The following is an 18,744-nucleotide window of genomic DNA, read 5'->3' on the forward strand; positions in this document are numbered from 1 at the left end:
GCTTGCTGAACATTTAGTTCAAACTTGCAAATTCGAGTTAATCAATCTACAAGCTCATTTCTATGATCAACTTCTAAAGAGTTGGCGCATGCCCTGCATATAGACAAGCACAAAAAAATCCCCCGCCAATCAGAGCGCGGGGGATTTATCCTTTTATGAAGGATCAAACTACTTATCTTCTACTTATCTTCTACTTATCTTCTACTTATCTTCTACTTGTCTTCTACTTATGTTCTACCTATTGACTACTTATCTAAGCGTTCAATACCTAGCATTTTCAATACGTATTTTTCATAGACAGGTTCAGAATTTCCGGTCTTCATTTTGCGAATGAAATATTTCTCAAACGCGATTTTGGCATAGTGCACCCATTTGCCTTTTTTAAACCAATTCACGTTACGTGGAGGAATCTGCGGTAAAGCGACAAAGGCCGCGCCCGTATCACCCATATCGGCCAAACAAATTGCATTCCAACTGCCTTTCGCGGTCGCGGGTTCGCCCTTTAAGTCTGCCTCAATATTATGCACAATCGCAGTAACCATGGTTTCTATCATATAGCCAGTCTTAGGCGCACCAGTGGGAACCGGCGTCACTTCGACTGGCGGAATCGCGATACAGACACCAGCAGAATAAATATTCGGATATTTTTTGCTACGTTGATGATCGTCTACCATCACAAAGCCACGTGGATTGCACAAGCCTTCCACTGCAGCAATCGGATCAACTCCACGGAACGATGGCAACATCATGCTGTATTTAAATGGTAGTTCATGTTCTTTTTTAAGATTGCCCATCTCATCCATTTCACTGACGAACATCTTGCCATCTTCAACCCGCGTCGTCTTCGCGTTACAAATCCATTTGATATCGTTGTTACGTAATTCGCTTTCTAACATGGATTTAGAATCCCCCACGCCACCCAAGCCTAAATGTCCGATGTAAGGCTCGCTAGTCACATAAGTAATTGGCACCTTATGACGTAATTTACGACGCTTCAAATCAGTGCTAAAGATAAAAGCGAATTCGTAAGCAGGACCAAAGCAAGAAGCGCTTGGCATCGCGCCAATGATCGCAGGGCCCGGATCATCTAAAAACTTTTGATAAGCAGCATAGGCATGCTCTGCATGATCTATCGAGCAAACTGATTGGGTAAAGCCGTTTAATGGGCCAGCACCAGGCACTTCATCAAACGCCAGTTTCGGCCCAGTAGTGATCACTAAATAATCATAATTCACGGTTGTGCCATCAGCCAAAGTCAAAGCGTTTTGTTCTGGCGATAAAGCAGTCACGGCTTGGGCAATAAAGTTGATCCCCTTTTTTTCCAAATAAGGACGGATCTCGAAGGTGATTGCATCACGTTGACGCCAGCCGACCGCAACCCAAGGATTCGACGGCACAAATTGAAAATAATCGACAGCGTTAATCACCGTGATTTGATGCGCACTACCGAGTTTTTCACGCAACTCGTATGCAGCTGGCATACCGCCTGTGCCTGCGCCGAGAACAATAATATGTGCCATGTCTACTCCTTATTTGATTTATCAGCATTCACCCTAATTCAATACCATTCAAGCCACACCATTAAAAACTTCTTTATAAATATTGCCGTGCCCAAGCTACAATTTGTGCAGCTGGCATCACACCACTTTGACGCGCCAGCTCGCGTCCACCCTTCACTAATAGCAAAGTCGGAATACTACGTATGCCATAGCGCTGACTAGCAAGCGGCGCTGCATCGCTATCGACTTTCACAAAGCGAATATCCGGCGCCATATGCGCAGCCTGTTCAAACTGCGGTGCCATCGCACGACAAGGACCACACCACCCTGCCCAAAAATCGATCAATACCGGTAATTCGGTATGAGATAAAAATTTTGGCAAAGCCTGCTCACTAATCGCCACTGGCTGCGCCGCCATCAAAGCATGGCCACACTTGCCACAGACTGGCGCATCACCCAAACGCTCGTCTGGAATACGATTCGTTGCTGTACAACTAGGACAAACTAAATGCATGGATTTACTCCTTTCCACTTTCCAATTTTTGATAACGCTGGCACAACACGTGCAGGTAGCGAAAACTAATCACCAGCCTTAAATCCAACTTTGCGCATGATTGTCTCCATCAAACACCACTTGGTAATCCCACTCTGCAAAATATTGACGCCAACAAAAGCAGTAAATGCCAAGAACCATTGATTCATAAATATTGGGCTACCAGGAATACCTAAAGCCAAACTCAAAAGAATAAATACACCAGCAACCACTCTCACCATTTGCCATGAAGTCATGCTATTTCTCCTTAATATAAACACGTAAAAAATTTCTGATCTGGTCTTGCTACCGCCACTAAAACCACGTTTTTCAAGTGCTATTTAAACTAAGCACTAAGCTGATTTTTAAACTACCTCCTCATACTTCTTTCGATAAGCCATAAAGTACAACAAAGGAATCACGACCAAGGTCAACAACGTCGAAACAAAAATGCCGAAGATCAAAGAGATCGCTAAGCCATTAAAAATAGGATCATCAAGAATAAAGAAAGCGCCCATCATCGCTGCTAATCCAGTTAAGGCAATTGGTTGTGCGCGTGTGATCGCAGAGTTGACTACCGCTTCTTTAAACGCAATACCTTCCGCGATTTGCACATGAATAAAATCCACCAACAAAATCGAATTGCGCACGATAATGCCGGCCAAAGCGATCATGCCTATCATGCTAGTTGCTGTGTATTGAGCACCCAAAATGGCATGCCCAGGCATCACCCCGATGATAGTCAAAGGAATTGGTGCCATGATGATCAATGGTGTTAGGTAAGAACCAAACTGCGCTACCACCAATAAATAGATCAGGATTAAGCCGACCGCATAAGCAGCGCCCATATCGCGGAAAGTTTCATAGGTAACTTGCCATTCGCCATCCCATTTCAAACTAAAGCCACGATACGGATCTTGCGGCGCACTGATAAAGAATTCTTCTAACTTGCCACCACCAGGCGTTACCAATTTGGCGATTTCGCCACGCATACTAAACATGCCATACAGCGGACTATCGATTTTTCCAGCCATATCCGCCACTACAAAATTTACGGGCAGACCATCTTTGTGAAACAAGGGTTGTTCACGTAAGGTATCGGTGACCGTGACAAGTTCACGAATCGGCACAATGTTGCCTTGTGCGTTCTTCACTCCCAAAGACAGCAAGGTATCCAGATTGCCTTGCTCACTAATCGGCAAGTGCAAATTCGCTGCAACCGGATATTTACTCTGGTCATGCAAATAAGCGGCAGAATCACCAGCCAAACCTGCGCGCAAAGTTGTTACGATGCTGGACTGAGCAATGCCCAATTGCGCTGCTTTTTTTCTATCGATGATCAGCAATTTACGTGGTGCATGCAAGATACTGCTGTCATCAACATCGACGATGCCTTCAGTTTTTTCAAACACTGCACGTACTTGTTTGGCGACTTGACGGCGCTCCACATCGCTAGGTCCATAAATCTCAGCCACTATCGGTGCTAACACTGGTGGACCAGGTGGTACTTCCACCACTTTGACATTCGCATCTGGGTCTAACTTTTTCGCCAATGCTTGCAAATGCGGACGCACACGTGTCGCAATCACATGACTCTTATCGGAGCGATGACTTTTATCGACAAGATTGACTTGAATATCACCAACCTCACCACCGGCACGTAAATAATATTGACGCACCAAGCCGTTAAAATTGATCGGTGCGGCAGTGCCGGCATACGCTTGATAATCACTAACTTCTGGCACTGTCTGTAAATAACTGCCAAGCTCACGCAAAACCGCTGCAGTCTTTTCTGCTGGCGTACCCGCTGGCATATCAACAATGACTTGGAACTCTGACTTGTTATCAAACGGTAGCATTTTCAATTGCACCCAACCGACCACTGGCAATGCTACTGACAAAGCAATTAATGCAGCCACGCCAAGACCGAGCTTTTTACGATTTTTACTTCCAGCGCTGTCGTCTAAAAATGGCTTGAAAATCTTACGGAATGTGGGCTCTAATTTGCTCGCCAAACCATCTTGTGCATGGTGACCTTCTTTCATCCATATCCGCGCTAACCAAGGCGTGACTACAAAGGCAATCGCCAATGACAACAACATACCCATGCTCGCATTAATAGGAATCGGGCTCATGTAAGGGCCCATCAAACCACTAACAAAAGCCATCGGCAACAAGGCCGCGATGACGGTCAGCGTTGCTAGAATCGTTGGGCCACCAACTTCATCCACCGCACCTGGAATAATTTCTGCCAATGTTTTATGAGAGAATAAGGCTTGATGACGGTGAATGTTTTCGACCACCACAATCGCATCATCCACCAAAATTCCGATAGAGAAGATCAGTGCGAATAACGAAACCCGATTGAGCGTAAAGCCCCATGCCCATGAAGCAAACAATGTGACTGTCAAAGTTAAGATCACAGCCGTACCCACAATCGCGGCTTCACGACGACCCAGCGCGATAAACACTAAGGCAACCACCGACAAAGTCGCGAACAAGAGTTTTTGTATCAGCTTTTTCGCTTTATCGTCCGCAGTCTGTCCATAGTTGCGACTGACAGAAACTTCGACATCTGCTGGAATAACCGCATTTTTCAAAGTATCAACGCGATCGATTACCGCATTCGCGACTTCGACTGCATTTTGTCCGGGCTTTTTAGTAATCGCAATGGTAATAGCGGGATATTCAGCAGCCTCTTTTCCCGCAGTGCCGTGCCACACGTAGCGACTTGCTGGTAAAGCACCGTCTTCGATTTTTGCAACATCTTGCAAGAAGATTGGACGCTTGTTTTTCACGGCGACGACTAATTCGCCGACACTTTGCGCATCACGCAAAAATGGTCCCGCTTCAATCGCCACAGTTTGATTGCCCGCGCTTAGTTCACCGCTAGGCAAACCCAAATTCGCTGCGCGCAAAGCGCCTTGCAAATCCATCACGGTCAAGTCATTGGCGGCCAATTTAGTTGGATCGAGCTCAATATTAATTGCGCGTCCTGGCCCACCAATGCTGACCACTTCACGTGTTCCTGGTACACGTTTAATATCCGCTTCAATACTATGGGCGACACTCTCTAAAGCGGCAGCACCAGTTTCTGTATTTTTGCTCCACAGGGTCAGGGAAACGATAGGCACATCATCGATGCCTTTAGGTTTAATCAAAGGCTCTAAGGTGCCAAGATTGGCAGGCAACCAATCACGATTGCTATGAATGGTGTTATACAAACGCACCAATGCCTCGGTACGTGGCACGCCCACTTCAAATTGCACGGTGATGATCGCGATACCTGGACGCGCCACCGACATCACGTGTTCAACATTGGCAATTTGGCTCAAGACTTGCTCAGCAGGAATCGCCACCATTTGCTCAACATCTTTGACCGAGGCACCGGGGAAGGGAATCAACACGTTCGCCATCGTCACATTAATTTGCGGTTCTTCTTCGCGTGGCGTTACCAATACCGCAAATAGTCCTAGTAGAAACGCGACTAATGCCAGTAAAGGCGTAATTTGCGATGCTTGAAAAAATGCAGCAATCCGGCCAGATACGCCCATGGTTTTCGCTTTGATCATATCGATGTCAGACATGTTCGCTCCTTATTCTTTGGGTACAAGCTTATTTAGCGACAAGTTTGCTCGCATTTGCCGCTGCTAATGGATCTACCGCGACCATCTCACCAGCAGCAACGCCACTTAATATTTCCTGTTCATTCGCCATCACTGGGCCAGGTTTGACCTGACGCAAAATTGCTTTTTCTTGGGAGTTAATAACGTACACAACGTGCAACTCCGCACGACGAATGACCGCACTGCGCGGCACATACAAACGCTGGGCACTTGCTGATTTCGTTTCATTCGTTTCGGCTTGCAAAGCGAAATTGACGCGTGCAAACAAGCCAGGGTTGACCGCTTGTACATCTGCTGGCAGGTCGAAGCGGACTTGTACCGTATGGGTAGATGCATCGGACAAAGGTAAGACCGTCATCTTTTTAGGTTTCACAAAACGCTGTGCAGCAGGTAATGAAGGAAATTCAATTTGCAGATGCTGATCCGATTTCAATTGACTCACACGTGCTTGCGGTACCGTGACGATCACACGCAATTCTTTGGGATCATAAACCGTCATGATTGGTTTGCCTGGCATCACCATTTCACCGACTGCTGACGGCATTTCCGAGACGATGCCGTTATATGGCGCATTGATCGTATAGAAGCCTGACTGCGTTTGCACCGCGCCAGCTTGGGCAATTTGGGCATTCGCTTGCGCGCTGGCTGACTTAAACTGCGCTAAGGCACGATCCAATTGCGCTTGGCTAATGTAATTTTTTTCAAACAATAGTTTTTGACGCTCGTAGTCTTTTTCTGCGACGGCGAGATTGGCTCTGGCCGCATCCACTTGCGCTTTACTTGCATAGAACTCTTGTTGGGCTGCACGTGCATCCATACGCACTAAGAGTTGGCCAGCTTTGACCACATCGCCTGCTTGCACCGGCAATTGCACGATGGCACCCGCAATTTGCGCAGAGATCACGGTGTTACGCACAGCTTCCACCACACCATCAGCACTCAAATTGCCGTCAGCATTCACGGCTCTCACGGCAACTGACGTCAAACTCGACTTAGCCACAGGCGATACAGGTGTCTGGGGCGACGTTGATTTTTGTGCATAGGCTTGCGTTTGCACCAAGCTAGTAACAATCAAGGTAAATAGCACAACAGATCTACGCAGCTTCATGGTCATCAATGGTGTCATGGCGTTGACTCTCTCAAGTTTCATAAAAATCAAAGTTAAAAATAGCCAAAAAAATTTAATTGCTATCCGATACTTCGCATAATATACTTATTTGCGTACATGCGCAAATAGTAAATAAAGTTTTTGCGCAAATAGACAAAAATTCATTATAGAAGGTATCATGCTGCTTTCAACACATCATTCATGCTCGGTTATGGAAGGCTTGTCAGAACTTGCGCTTAATCACGTCGCTCAATACTTTTCTGCGTTATCAGAACCAACGCGATTAAAGATTTTGAATAATTTGCGTGACGGCGAAAAAAATGTTGGCGACTTAGCCAGCGCATGCGACTGCTCACAGGCGAATGTCTCTCGCCATTTATCAACACTGGCAAAACACGGCATGGTGGTACGCGAGGGACGCGGCACTGCAGTGTATTACCGCATTGCGGACGAATCGATTTATGCCTTATGTGATCTAGTCTGCGGCAATGTGGCGCGACAATTGGAATCACAAGCGTCGTTATTGGGTGGTTTGCAGGCTAAAAAGTGATAGCCGCTGCTACGAATCTTTAGTCTGCACAAAGACGCTCTTCACGACCAACAGCCACGCACAATTAACAAACGTGAACTTGATTTAGCTTCGAGCGCGGCTGTCACACGAACTTCAGTCAGCCTCGAGTCGCCAAATTGAAGCATCATAAATGCTTGAGTAATCAGGCACACAAAAACTGTCTACACCGACCGCCCTTAAAAAATACAACTTACCTAAATCCTGCTCATGTTCGGTATGTACATACCATGCCGCTTGTGTTCGATCAGGAAAATCTTTGTAATATTTTGCGCGTTCAATTAGTAACCAACGCAAAAAGACTTCGTTCTCGGCGAGATTCAAACCAATAATCAGCAAAGGCTTATGAAACAAAATTTGTAGCCATGTATTCGCGCCCTCCCAGTCATTGATCGCACCACCAGCCGACAAGCGTTTACTACCTTTGTGCAAACGCGCGCGTGCTCTCTCGACTGAACCCATGTAATGTGTCAAACCCAATCGAATACTACGATGGTATTTCTGCATACCATTAATATGCCAAATACCAAATCCGCCGCAAGGATGGTCAAGTTCACTGTTACTAAAATAGGTTTCCCAGGGATAAAAATCGGTAAACGCGTTTTTACTAGTGACAAAGGCGGACGCCTGCACCGACTCACTTAGCGTATGTTCAAAATTCGTCGTCAATATAGGACAAGCAAAATGCCGTGCCCAACGTGCAATGCTTTGGTGTTGAACAGCAGGTTTCCAATCCGCCATTAATTGACAAAATTGCTGCTGCAAACTAGGTAGCTTCGTAGATGTTTGAGGATCTTTCAGTTGTCGACGCGAACCCAGCTCTAGCACATCATAAAACTCAGTCAATGAAATTCCTGCAGGGAGTTTGCCATTCAATTCTGGCAAGCTACTTTTCGCCAACGTGCTTAACAGCGCATCCCAAGAGTTGGTATTTGCACGACTGTTATAGCGATTGATGCCGTTCCCAATCAATAGTGCCAGTTGATGTTGATGATGTTGAATTAGATCTCTTAGCAGCATAAATTTTTCTCAAATGAAGCACTTCTAAATTCAGCAAATCGTCAAACTGCCTTCAAGAGAAAGCTTAGAGCAACGCCGCTCAACATCGTAGCGAAAATCAATTGCACCGTTTTAGGATCAAGAAAATTCGCTAATCGACGCCCTATCAACACACCAGCAATCGAAGCGGCAGCGAACCATAAAGAAAACACTATGGGCAATTCGACACCATGAAGCACTGCTGAACCTACGCCTACTGCACCTACTAACGCGATCACCATCAAGGAGGTCGCAGCGGCACTCTGTATCGTCAAATTGGTGAAGTGACGCAATAGTGGAACAATAATAAAACCGCCACCGACTCCCAATAGTCCGGTCGCAAATCCAGCACAAGCACCAATAAGGCCGATGATCGCCGCAGTTGACCAACTCCAATCAAAGCGTCCTGTCTGTTGATTGACCATTGCCAACGCTTCATTTTTTACTGCAGCGCTAAGCGCGGCACGAGCGTCGGCACGCACTTGCAAAATCAAACGCGTGACGACTAACATCAACACCAATGAAAACGCCAACATCAAGCCGCGCTGTGACATTTGCTGCGCAAGCAAAACACCTAGGGCCGTCATCGGTGCGCCTGCGACCGCCATCAATGTCGCCGCTTTATAACGAACTTGACCACGTCGCAATCCATCGATCGCACCGATCATCGCGCCGATACTGACAGCCAATAATGCAACTGGCGTTGCCTGCTGCATGGTCCAGCCTTGAGAATAGACCAAGGCTGGAACCGCCAACATGCCACCACCTGCGCCGGTCAATCCCATAATTAAACCGACCATCAGACCGATCGATAGAAGTACAAATAAGGCAAATAAACTCATGAAGAAAAAAGAGGTAATTAGAAGTCACTGTAAAAAGTCACCTTACCTTAGAAAAGAAATTGCGACAAGCAAATCACAAGCGCGCATAGAAAATGTATTTTTCATCCTATGTGAAAAATCAAATGAACGCCAATTGCTTGTGGTTTCACACGCAGATAACTGAATTTGTCTTGCATTCAAAAACTGGTTTGCTATGATTGTCTGTCACGACTTCTATCCAAACCAAACAACGTATCCAATTGACGTGTTCAATTAACGTATTCAATCAAAGTATCCAATTAAAGTATGAGACCGCAGATACAAAGTTTTTTTGATCCTAGCACTTGCACAGTCAGCTATCTTGTTTTCGACCACGTTGGCGGCCATGCTGCCATAATTGATCCCGTGCTTGATTATGATCACAAATCTGGTCGTAGCAAAACGGTTTCTGCGGACAAGCTCCTGCACGCGCTCAAAGAACAGCAATTAACGCTAAGCTGGATCTTAGAAACCCACGCCCACGCCGACCACATCTCCGCAGCACATTACTTACAACAAGCGGCTGGTGGAAAAATCGCAATCGGCGCGCATATCAATCAAGTACAAACTGTATTCAAACAGATCTTTCATCTTGAACCAGCATTCGCGGTCGATGGCTCACAATTTGATCACTTGTTTCAAGAAGATGAAATTTTCAATATCGGCGAATTGACTGCTAAGGCTTTATTTGTCCCCGGCCATACGCCCGCTGACATGGCATATCAAATCGGTGATGCAATTTTTGTTGGCGATACCATGTTCATGCCCGACGTTGGTACCGCGCGCTGCGATTTTCCTGGGGGTGATGCACAGATGTTAATTGCATCAATTAGAAAGCTCTTGTCCTATCCCGATGAAACACGACTCTTTATGTGTCATGATTATCCGCCGAATGGACGTGAAGTTAGTTTTGAAACGACCGTCTTTCAACAAAAGAAAAATAATATCCATGTGCATGATGGCATCAGCGAGGCCGATTTCATTGCGATGCGTAAAGCGCGCGATGCAACACTCGATATGCCACTCCTGATTTTGCCAGCAGTGCAAATCAATATCCGAGCGGGCAATTTGCCACCACCGGAAGCGAATGGAATTAGTTACTTAAAGATTCCATTCAATGGTATCTAAAGTAGCATCAACAAAACAGTCGCAACACATGCATATTTGTTTTGATCAACGAGCTTTACTTTTCATTTTTTACTTCAATAGGAGAGCGCTATGAAAGTCAACGTCGGAACTACAGATCGTCTAATTCGAATCATTGCTGGAGTCGCTTTAATCGCAGGCGCTGCGACAGGCTATATAGGCATGTGGGGCTACATCGGCATCGTCCCTATACTTACTGGTACTTTACGCATTTGCCCTGCTTATTTGCCGTTCGGTATCTCTACCTGTAAAAAAGATTAATCCACTTCGTTTGCATCTGGAGTTTGCATGACTAATAGCCCTGTTCCAACCACAACACTCAAGCCAATTCGACGAATCGCGATTAGCACCGGCGGTGGCGATGCGCCGGGCTTAAACGCGGTGATTCGAGCAGTGGTGCTCGCTGCGTTACAACGTGGCTGGGAATGCTTTGGGATACGCGAAGGCTTTAACGGTATTCTTCGGCCGGATCGCTTTCCCGTCGATGGCGTATTCAAAATCAGTAAGGACCAAGTGCGCGGTATTAGCCATCTCGGCGGGACTATGCTGGGCACCACCAATCACGGCAACCCCATGCGTTTTGTCATGAAAAATGCAGATGGTAGCGAATATGAAGTTGATCGCACCGATGATATTATTCAACACCTACGCCAGATGCAGATCGATGCATTAATTTGTGTTGGTGGCGATGGAACGCTGACCATCGCCCATGCTTTGCACCAACGTGGATTAGCACAAGGCTTACGCGTGATTGGTGTGCCGAAAACGATTGATAATGATTTAGACAAAACCTACACCACGTTTGGCTTTGATACGGCAGTCGCATTTGCCACAGATTGCATTGATCGCTTGCATAGCACGGCTGAAAGCCATCGCCGTATTATGGTAGTTGAAGTGATGGGGCGTTACGCAGGCTGGATCGCCTTACATGCAGGAATGGCGAGCTCCGCACATGCGATCTTGATCCCAGAAATCCCCTACGACATAGCACAAGTCGCAAAAAAAATTCATGCACGCACCAAAGCTGGTCGTCATTACAGTATCGTCGTAGTCGCAGAAGGCGCGCGCGCAAAAGACGGACAACGCGTGCTAGAAGAACAAGCGCAGCTGGGCGGCGTTGAACGCTTAGGAGGCATAGGTGAGCAACTCGCACGCCAACTCGAAGCGCTTACTGGAAAAGAAGCGCGTGCAGTGGTTCTTGGCCATTTACTGCGTGGCGGTAGCCCCACTTCTTTCGATCGTTTATCGGCATTGCGTTTCGGTGCAGCGGCAGTTCGCGCATTGGACCAAGGCTTTTCCGGCATTATGATCTCGCTGGCATTCCCGAATGTTGAATATGTCAACTTAGATGAAGTCGCGGGCAGAATGAAAGCAGTTCCCTTAGATGGAGATACTTTGCAAACAGGGCGCGATATTGGTATTTGCTTCGGAGATTAAAGATACAGATACTGACTCAGCATTGCTAAACGATCTCGCATATATACATGCACATACAAGCGCATACACGCAAGCTCAACTAAATATTTTTACGTCCCTGCATGAATTCTTGAAACTTGAGCGCATCTAATGGCTGGGCAAAAAAGTAGCCCTGTACTTCGTCACATTGATGCGCTTGCAAAAACTCAAGCTGCTCATTGGTTTCAACGCCTTCGGCAATCGTGCGCATACCAAGACTCTTCGCCATACTAATCACAGCGCTGATGATCGCCTTATCTTCGGGATCGGTGCCGATATCTCGTATAAACGATCGATCGATTTTTAATTTAGAAACCTGAAATTTCTTGAGATAGCTGAGGGATGAATAACCGGTTCCAAAATCATCAATCGCCATTCTGACTCCGCGATGATGTAGATCATTCATGGTTGCAATGGCAGCAGGTGGATCAAGCATCGCAACACTTTCCGTCAATTCTAATTCCAAGAATTGCGCATCTAGGCCAAGCTCTCGCAAGATTTGCGACACCGTTCCAGGTAAGTCGGTGTGCCGAAACTGAATTGCCGACAAATTCACCGCCATACTCAATTCGCGCCAACCGGCATCATGCCATTGACCTAACTGAGAAACCGCAGTGCGCAACACCCATTCTCCGATAGCCAAAATCTGTCCAGTTTCTTCCGCCACCGGAATAAACTCAGCGGGTGAGATTGAACCCATTTCAGGATGATGCCAGCGCAGTAAGGCTTCTGCACCAATCACTTTACCTGTCTGCAATTGAATTTGTGGTTGATACAAAACTTGTAGCTGATCACGCTCTAAGGCATAGCGTAGTGCATTCACCAATTCGAGATGACGTCCAGATCGTGCCTGCATTTCTTGCGTAAAGAATCGGAAGTTATTGCGTCCATCTTGCTTGGCTCGATACATCGCTGTATCCGCGTTACGCAGCAAGGTTTCTAGGTCTTCACCATCATCTGGATAAACCGCGATGCCAATCGATGCAGACACATTTAGATCGTATTGGCCAAGTACATAAGGCTGATTCACCGTTTGTAATAATTTTTCTGCGACGCGCTCGGCACCAACTTCATCAGCGCCCGCTAATAGCAATATGAACTCATCGCCACCAAGACGCGAAATGATATCGTCTTCTCTGAGGACATCACGCAAACGACGCGACAATTCAACTAAGAGCGCATCACCAGTACTATGCCCAAGCGAGTCATTGATATTTTTAAAGTGATCTAAATCGAAAAATATCAGCGCTAAATTATTCCCCTTACGTTTAGCTGAATTGATCGCAAACTGCGAACGCTCTTCCAGCAATACCCGATTCGGCAAACCCGTCAGCACATCATAGTGAGCCAAGTACTGAATTCGCTCCTCGGTACGTTTTTTATCGGTAATATCCTCTTGCAAGGATAAGAAATGAGTCACCACACCATTCGCATCACGTACAGGAGAAATGTGCGCCAATTCAATATGTTCTCGACCATCACGGTAACGGTTGATCAATTCACCCTGCCAACTTTCTCCTCTGCGTAAGTGATCCCACATTTCTTCATAAGTAAACAAGGGCGTTTTGCCAGATTGCAGAATGCTCGGCCGTTGCCCAAGCACTTGATCTAAACTGAGACCCGTCTTGGTGACAAAGGCTTGATTCACATACTCAATTTTTGCATCAATGTCCGTAATGATAATAATGTTGGGACTTTGTTCGACTGCTTGCGATAGCTTACGCAAATTACTTTCTGTGCGATTTTTTTCTATAGCAAGCGCCAAAAAGTGAGACGCCATTTCCAGCATATTCAAATGCCAGGCTTCAGGCTTCGCTGGCTTTGCGTGATAAATCGCGAATGCACCAAGAATCTGATTATTCGATGCACGTATCGGCTCCGACCAACACGAAGCCAATTGCGCACGCTTTGCTAATTCTCTAAAAGCAAACCAATAAGGATGATTGTCGATATCTTCAACTATCGTCCTTTTTCCGGTCGCCATCGCATGACCGCAGGAACCAATACCATCTCCAATTGCTAATCCATCTATCGCTTTCGCAAAAAAATCCGGCAAGCCTGGAACAGCACCAACACGCAAATGCACCCCATCACGATCTAACAAAACGATAGAGCAAATACTTTCCGGTATCAGATCTTCTAAATGCAATATCACGTCGCGAAACATGTGTGCTAGCGACTTGGCGCTATTAATCTGCTCCAACATAAAACTACGCAAAGCTTCGGTTTGCCTTGACCGTTGCCGCCCCATTTCGAGTTCAAATCGATTCAGTGCGAAACTCAAATCCATCGCCAATTCGACTAATAATGTTTGAATCTCTTTATCAAATGCATTGACGTTTCCGGCATATACATTAATCACACCGTACACAGCCCCATTTTTAAATAAGGGAATCGCAGCTGAGGCTGCCCATCCATACTGTTGCGCCAACATAGCCCAATCAGCGTCGTGATTTTCATTCACAAAATCTTGTGACCAAGTGGCAATCGCATTACGTACCGCAGATACGCAGATATGCTGAGGATCGTCTACGTCCTTCGCCAAATTCGTATCGGCTTCAACATGAAGATTCGTAATAGCATCCGCCGCACGATCAAGTAAAAATTTCTTACGTTCGAGAATTTCGATCCCCGTGCCGAAAGCAGTCGTCGGCACGATCTCATTTTTCTCTGGCACATACACGCCTATCCACGCCATTTTGATGCCAGCGTATTGCACCATATCGCTACAAATTTGCTCAAATAATTCTTGCTCAGAATGACTACGAACAATCGCTTGATTGCATTGGCTTAAAACATTATAGAACTGCGTCAATCGCTGATTACGTAATTCGACCCTTTGCCGACGTGCCTCAATACTGGCGAGAGCGGTGCGTGCAACCGCGATTAAGCCCAACACACTGCGCTCTGATTGCTCAGGCACCAAAATAGGCTGTGAAAAATCTCCGCGCCCCAAATTATCTAAATGGCCGCGTAGCTCAGAAATTGGCGCCCCCAAAGTTCGATGCAAACTTTGGTAAGCACGCCAAAGCAAGGCCGTCATCAAAATGCCAGTGCTGATCAACAAAACTCTGAGCCACATCGCCACCTGCTGCGCATTTTCAACCGCGCTACGCGTGCGTGCTTCCATTAATTGATGATACTCAGCAATCGGCCACATCACCCCTGCTTTGGCAACCCGATACGCTTGATTGGTTAGCATGCCCAAAGCAATTGCAGAACTTTGGGTGTTATTAGATTTGGAAAAATGTTCCTGCGCTAACGCCATTGCTTGGCGTTCGATCACGCTTAATCGATCAGAATTGTCTAAAGCTAATTGCAGTTTGGCGCGCTCGGTTGAATTGATCGCAGCTCCCTGCATTAACTCTTTAAAGGCCATTTTTTTACCGCTTGATGGGCGCGGTCTTTGCTCATCGACTAGCACCAAGTCCCAATAAACTTCATCATAATTGATGGGACGCTCTGCGCTGCCGTTCCGAATCGCCAGCACTTCCTCGTAATATTGTCGGTAGATTTGTTGGCCCGACGTGACATAAGCGCGAGACATGCGCGTTAAGTCTTCCGAAGATTGACGTAGCTCGTTACTCAGTGCATGCGCAGCGAAGCGCGCTTCATTCGCCGAATCAACACGTTTTTCTGCTTGTACATAAATTGTAAAGATCAGAAAAAAAGCCAATATCATGACCAAACTGAGCCAGAAATTTCGTGTGAATCTCAGCAAATGATAGGTGATGATCATTAATTTTCTCGATAGATAGCTATTAAAAAATGTATTTCATAAGAAAAAACATTATTGATGATCACAGTCGACAAATTGCAAAAAAATAACACACAACAAAGAGCCGCTCTAGGTACCATTTTATTCATTAAAAGGCACCGTATCTCCTTTGTTTATAGCAGCTAAACGGCTCACCACCTTGATCGAAAACAAGAAAACTGTCTAGTTTCAGTGTGCAAAAACAACAACACGAAAATCCGCTATTTTGAAGCTTCTAGATACAAAAAAAGGATGCTGTACGTACAGCATCCTTGCCACTATCAATTTCCGCAAAACCACCGATTCGAGTACAAAGCCTCAAACACAATTCAGCAAAAACTAATGCTCGTATTCAGAGCGCCCGAGCTTTGGATGGACGCGCACCAAAATGATTCTTGGTCCATTCATTTTCTTCACCACCACGTCAAATTGCGGAAACTCAATCTTTTGCCCCTCTTCTGGCAAATCCCCTAGCACTTGCATGATCAAGCCGCCGATGGATTCAACTTCTTCATTATCAAGATCAATGCCTAGCGCAATTCCTAATGTAAACAAAGGCAAACTACCTTTACCGATCAATGTGCCATCATCTAATAACGTCCAATCGTTATCGTTTTGACGGAACTCATCACGAATCTGACCAACCAAGGCACTTAATAAATTATCTAAAGTGAGAAAGCCAACCGGCTTACTATCGCGATACCCTACCATTGCGAAGTGCGGCGCACCTTTACGGAAGCGGCGGAATAATTCTAATGCAGGGGTATTTGGCGGCACGTATTCCACATGACGTAAATGCTTCGATAAGTCATCTAAAGATTTGCCGCTCTGCTGCGCCAAAAATAAATCTTTCAAATGCAACATTCCCAATACCGTTTCACCATCACTATCGATATACGGATAGCGGCTAAATCGATTGCGCGCCGCCGTCGCCATATTTTCTTCTAAGCTGACGTCTTTATACATCGCCACAACTTCATTGATGGGTCGCATCAAATCAGAAATTTCAAGATCACCAAAATCGAGCATCTGCGCCATGATGCTCCATTCGTCTGGCGTCAACTGCTTACTAGCGTGACTACCACGCAAAATCATTTTCAATTCTTCTGGCGAATAGTGCGCATCGCTGCCATGACTAGCATCCAGCCCCAACCAACGCAGCACCGCATTAGCGCTTTTATTCAGCACCCAAATCGCCGGGAACATCATCCAATAAAACAAATATAAGGCGGGAGCAGTCCACAAAGAGACGCGCTCTGGGGTGCGAATCGCCATCGATTTCGGTGCGAGTTCACCGACCACAATGTGCAAGAAGGAAATAACAAAAAAGGCAAAAAATAAGGAGATGCTATGAATCCATTCGGCGGACTCGATACCAATTGCGGTCAATAAAGGCTCTAAGATTTGCGCAAACGCAGGTTCTCCGACCCAACCCAAACCAAGCGAAGCCAAGGTAATACCCAGTTGGCAAGCAGACAAATAAGCATCCAGATTCTGATGCACGGCAACCAATAAGCGCCCACGTAAGCCGCCCACTTTGGCTAAACTGCGCACACGCGTTGCCCGCAATTTGACTAATCCAAACTCCGCAGCAACAAAAAAGCCATTCAACAGCACCAAGAAAATTGCTGCGACGATATACAAAATATTATCCAACGCCTTGCTTTCAAAAATGAACAACCGTTACTTTACCCTAGAAATACGACAACTCTGTGGCAAAAACCATAGAAGCACAAATCAATCCTGACTAAACGCCAGCTCGTAAGGCGATCCCCCCCATCAGTACATCAATTTCGGAAATAACTCCCGTTCACGCCGCGATTTTGTCATTTCATGATTGTTAAATTCTGTGTCATCGCATTTCTATTGACAATCGTTAATGCAAAAGTGACACTCCTCAGCATTCAAGCACTTGATTCAATTGTCATTTTTTAATGGAATAGCACAATGAACACAATCGTCCGCGACTCTTTATTACTCACATTACTCACTTCAATTGGCTTTAGCATCATCGCCCAGCAGGCACACGCACATGAATACGAAGCCTTAATCAAAGCGAAAAAATATGCCGAGGTAGAGAAAGCCACTAGCCTTAAATTAGCAACGGAGCCGAATAATCCTGACGCGCTTGTGGCAAAAACCGAATTGATTTTGATTGAAGGCAAAGAAAATCGACTTGATGAAGCGAGCAAAATCGCTGAACAATGCATTGCGCATAATCCCAAAAACTCTGAATGCCATGAAGCCTTGGGCAATGTGCTAGGAACCAAAGCGATGCGCGGCGGCGTGATGTCAGCGATCAGTTACGTTGGCAAAATTCGCGACTCTTTCCGCAAAGCGATTGAACTCGATCCCAACAATTTCAGTGCGCGTAGTTCCTTAATGCAGTTCTACCTACAAGCACCTAGTTTTGTTGGTGGCGGTAAAGACAAGGCAAAAGACTTAATAGTCGAGACAATTAAAGTCAGTCCATCGGCAGGCGCGTTACTGCAAGCCTCTTTAGACTTATATGAGGACAATTTTGATCGCGCAAGTTCAGTCGCATTGGCGGTAAATACGACGCAGTCAGAAGCCTTGGCTAAACATCAGCGCAATGTCTTATCTGGGATCGGTCATGCACTGATCACGGAAAAAAGAATGGCGCAAGCTGAGAAGATTTTTCAAGAATTATGCAATCGCTTTCCTGACTCGATTCACGGCTATTACGGTCTCGGTAAGGCACTGCAAGAACAAGGCAAAATCAAAGACGCCTTACCACATTTAGAAAAATCATTAGCAATCGAAGCCAATGCGAATGTGCTGTACCGCTTAGGCAAAGCATGGCAAAGCTTAGGTGACAAAATCAAAGCCATCGCTGCATTTGAGAAAGCACTTAGTTTCAAACCGGAGTTAGCGAAAAAAACCAAAGCAGATGCCGAAGAACAGTTAAAGGCTTTAAAAGGTTAACAGGATAAATAAATTTACTTGCATACTTACATTAGCGCCGCACAACCGCTGCCCTAAAAGTTGCAGGTTCTGCCATATTCCTCGCAATACCAATCTGGTCTAAACGATGCCAACAAAGTCAATCACCGCGGCAGTTTGACACGTATCAAGTAAAGCCTGAAAAGACGCCACCAAGCGCCTTTTCGGGCGACAAGCAAATTACAATGCGC

Annotated in this window: 14 protein-coding genes; 5 read left to right on the top strand and 9 right to left on the bottom strand. The window is 45.9% G+C overall.

Annotated features, from left to right (window positions below; genetic code table 11):
* Positions 1 to 245: 245 nt before the first annotated feature.
* From IE103_RS05535 to IE103_RS05555, 5 genes are all read right to left on the bottom strand, one after another.
* Positions 246 to 1,520 (bottom strand): NAD(P)/FAD-dependent oxidoreductase, encoded by a 1,275-nt coding sequence (locus IE103_RS05535; protein WP_189344951.1) that lies wholly within the window; start codon positions 1,518 to 1,520, stop codon positions 246 to 248.
* Between the two features lie 73 nt (positions 1,521 to 1,593).
* A complete protein-coding gene (gene trxC / locus IE103_RS05540; protein ID WP_189344952.1) occupies positions 1,594 to 2,013 on the bottom strand; it encodes a thioredoxin TrxC in 420 nt (139 codons plus the stop codon).
* Between the two features lie 65 nt (positions 2,014 to 2,078).
* A complete protein-coding gene (locus tag IE103_RS05545; protein WP_189344953.1) occupies positions 2,079 to 2,288 on the bottom strand; it encodes a YgaP family membrane protein in 210 nt (69 codons plus the stop codon).
* 108 nt (positions 2,289 to 2,396) lie between these two features.
* The gene (locus IE103_RS05550) at positions 2,397 to 5,618 is read right to left on the bottom strand and encodes an efflux RND transporter permease subunit (RefSeq protein WP_189344954.1); all 3,222 of its coding nucleotides are present in this window, start codon (positions 5,616 to 5,618) and stop codon (positions 2,397 to 2,399) included.
* 28 nt (positions 5,619 to 5,646) lie between these two features.
* Positions 5,647 to 6,783: an efflux RND transporter periplasmic adaptor subunit gene (locus IE103_RS05555; protein WP_229827087.1), complete on the bottom strand. Its 1,137-nt coding sequence runs from the start codon at positions 6,781 to 6,783 to the stop codon at positions 5,647 to 5,649.
* A gap of 193 nt (positions 6,784 to 6,976) precedes the next feature.
* Between IE103_RS05555 and IE103_RS05560 the strand changes: the two genes are divergently transcribed.
* Positions 6,977 to 7,315 carry an ArsR/SmtB family transcription factor gene (locus IE103_RS05560; RefSeq protein ID WP_189345126.1) on the top strand — a complete coding sequence of 113 codons (339 nt, stop codon included), beginning with the start codon at positions 6,977 to 6,979 and terminating at the stop codon, positions 7,313 to 7,315.
* 114 nt (positions 7,316 to 7,429) lie between these two features.
* Here IE103_RS05560 and IE103_RS05565 read toward each other — a convergent pair whose 3' ends face one another.
* Together IE103_RS05565 and IE103_RS05570 are read right to left on the bottom strand one after the other, a co-directional pair.
* A complete protein-coding gene (locus IE103_RS05565; protein ID WP_189344955.1) occupies positions 7,430 to 8,353 on the bottom strand; it encodes a hypothetical protein in 924 nt (307 codons plus the stop codon).
* A 41-nt stretch (positions 8,354 to 8,394) separates the two neighbouring features.
* A complete protein-coding gene (locus tag IE103_RS05570; protein ID WP_189344956.1) occupies positions 8,395 to 9,213 on the bottom strand; it encodes a sulfite exporter TauE/SafE family protein in 819 nt (272 codons plus the stop codon).
* Between the two features lie 285 nt (positions 9,214 to 9,498).
* Between IE103_RS05570 and IE103_RS05575 the strand changes: the two genes are divergently transcribed.
* The 3 genes from IE103_RS05575 to IE103_RS05585 all read left to right on the top strand — a co-directional run bounded on the left by IE103_RS05575 (position 9,499) and on the right by IE103_RS05585 (position 11,814).
* Positions 9,499 to 10,359 (top strand): MBL fold metallo-hydrolase, encoded by an 861-nt coding sequence (locus IE103_RS05575; RefSeq protein ID WP_189344957.1) that lies wholly within the window; start codon positions 9,499 to 9,501, stop codon positions 10,357 to 10,359.
* A 90-nt stretch (positions 10,360 to 10,449) separates the two neighbouring features.
* Positions 10,450 to 10,638 (top strand): YgaP family membrane protein, encoded by a 189-nt coding sequence (locus IE103_RS05580; protein ID WP_189344958.1) that lies wholly within the window; start codon positions 10,450 to 10,452, stop codon positions 10,636 to 10,638.
* Between the two features lie 27 nt (positions 10,639 to 10,665).
* Complete coding sequence (locus IE103_RS05585) at positions 10,666 to 11,814, top strand: 6-phosphofructokinase (RefSeq protein WP_189344959.1); 1,149 nt, start codon at positions 10,666 to 10,668, stop codon at positions 11,812 to 11,814.
* Positions 11,815 to 11,893: 79 nt separating this feature from the next.
* Here the strand turns inward: IE103_RS05585 and IE103_RS05590 are convergent, their stop codons facing one another.
* Together IE103_RS05590 and IE103_RS05595 are read right to left on the bottom strand one after the other, a co-directional pair.
* Entirely contained in the window at positions 11,894 to 15,571 is a 3,678-nt protein-coding gene (locus IE103_RS05590) for a sensor domain-containing phosphodiesterase (protein ID WP_189344960.1), read from the bottom strand.
* Positions 15,572 to 15,928: 357 nt separating this feature from the next.
* Complete coding sequence (locus tag IE103_RS05595) at positions 15,929 to 17,245, bottom strand: hemolysin family protein (RefSeq protein WP_189344961.1); 1,317 nt, start codon at positions 17,243 to 17,245, stop codon at positions 15,929 to 15,931.
* 291 nt (positions 17,246 to 17,536) lie between these two features.
* Between IE103_RS05595 and IE103_RS05600 the strand changes: the two genes are divergently transcribed.
* Positions 17,537 to 18,535, top strand: a complete 999-nt coding sequence (locus IE103_RS05600) for a tetratricopeptide repeat protein (protein ID WP_189344962.1) — start codon at positions 17,537 to 17,539, stop codon at positions 18,533 to 18,535.
* Positions 18,536 to 18,744 lie beyond the last annotated feature (209 nt).

It is taken from the genome of Affinundibacterium macrobrachii, assembly GCF_014652415.1.
GTDB lineage: Bacteria > Pseudomonadota > Gammaproteobacteria > Burkholderiales > Burkholderiaceae_D > Undibacterium > Undibacterium macrobrachii.

Bases quoted from the DNA above. Each gene is read 5' to 3' on its own strand.
- IE103_RS05535 (WP_189344951.1), bottom strand. From the start codon at position 1,520: ATGGCACATATTATTGTTCTCGGCGCAGGCACAGGCGGTATGCCAGCT.
- trxC (WP_189344952.1), bottom strand. From the start codon at position 2,013: ATGCATTTAGTTTGTCCTAGTTGTACAGCAACGAATCGTATTCCAGAC.
- IE103_RS05545 (WP_189344953.1), bottom strand. From the start codon at position 2,288: ATGACTTCATGGCAAATGGTGAGAGTGGTTGCTGGTGTATTTATTCTT.
- IE103_RS05550 (WP_189344954.1), bottom strand. From the start codon at position 5,618: ATGTCTGACATCGATATGATCAAAGCGAAAACCATGGGCGTATCTGGC.
- IE103_RS05555 (WP_229827087.1), bottom strand. From the start codon at position 6,783: ATGACACCATTGATGACCATGAAGCTGCGTAGATCTGTTGTGCTATTT.
- IE103_RS05560 (WP_189345126.1), top strand. From the start codon at position 6,977: ATGGAAGGCTTGTCAGAACTTGCGCTTAATCACGTCGCTCAATACTTT.
- IE103_RS05565 (WP_189344955.1), bottom strand. From the start codon at position 8,353: ATGCTGCTAAGAGATCTAATTCAACATCATCAACATCAACTGGCACTA.
- IE103_RS05570 (WP_189344956.1), bottom strand. From the start codon at position 9,213: ATGAGTTTATTTGCCTTATTTGTACTTCTATCGATCGGTCTGATGGTC.
- IE103_RS05575 (WP_189344957.1), top strand. From the start codon at position 9,499: ATGAGACCGCAGATACAAAGTTTTTTTGATCCTAGCACTTGCACAGTC.
- IE103_RS05580 (WP_189344958.1), top strand. From the start codon at position 10,450: ATGAAAGTCAACGTCGGAACTACAGATCGTCTAATTCGAATCATTGCT.
- IE103_RS05585 (WP_189344959.1), top strand. From the start codon at position 10,666: ATGACTAATAGCCCTGTTCCAACCACAACACTCAAGCCAATTCGACGA.
- IE103_RS05590 (WP_189344960.1), bottom strand. From the start codon at position 15,571: ATGATCATCACCTATCATTTGCTGAGATTCACACGAAATTTCTGGCTC.
- IE103_RS05600 (WP_189344962.1), top strand. From the start codon at position 17,537: ATGAACACAATCGTCCGCGACTCTTTATTACTCACATTACTCACTTCA.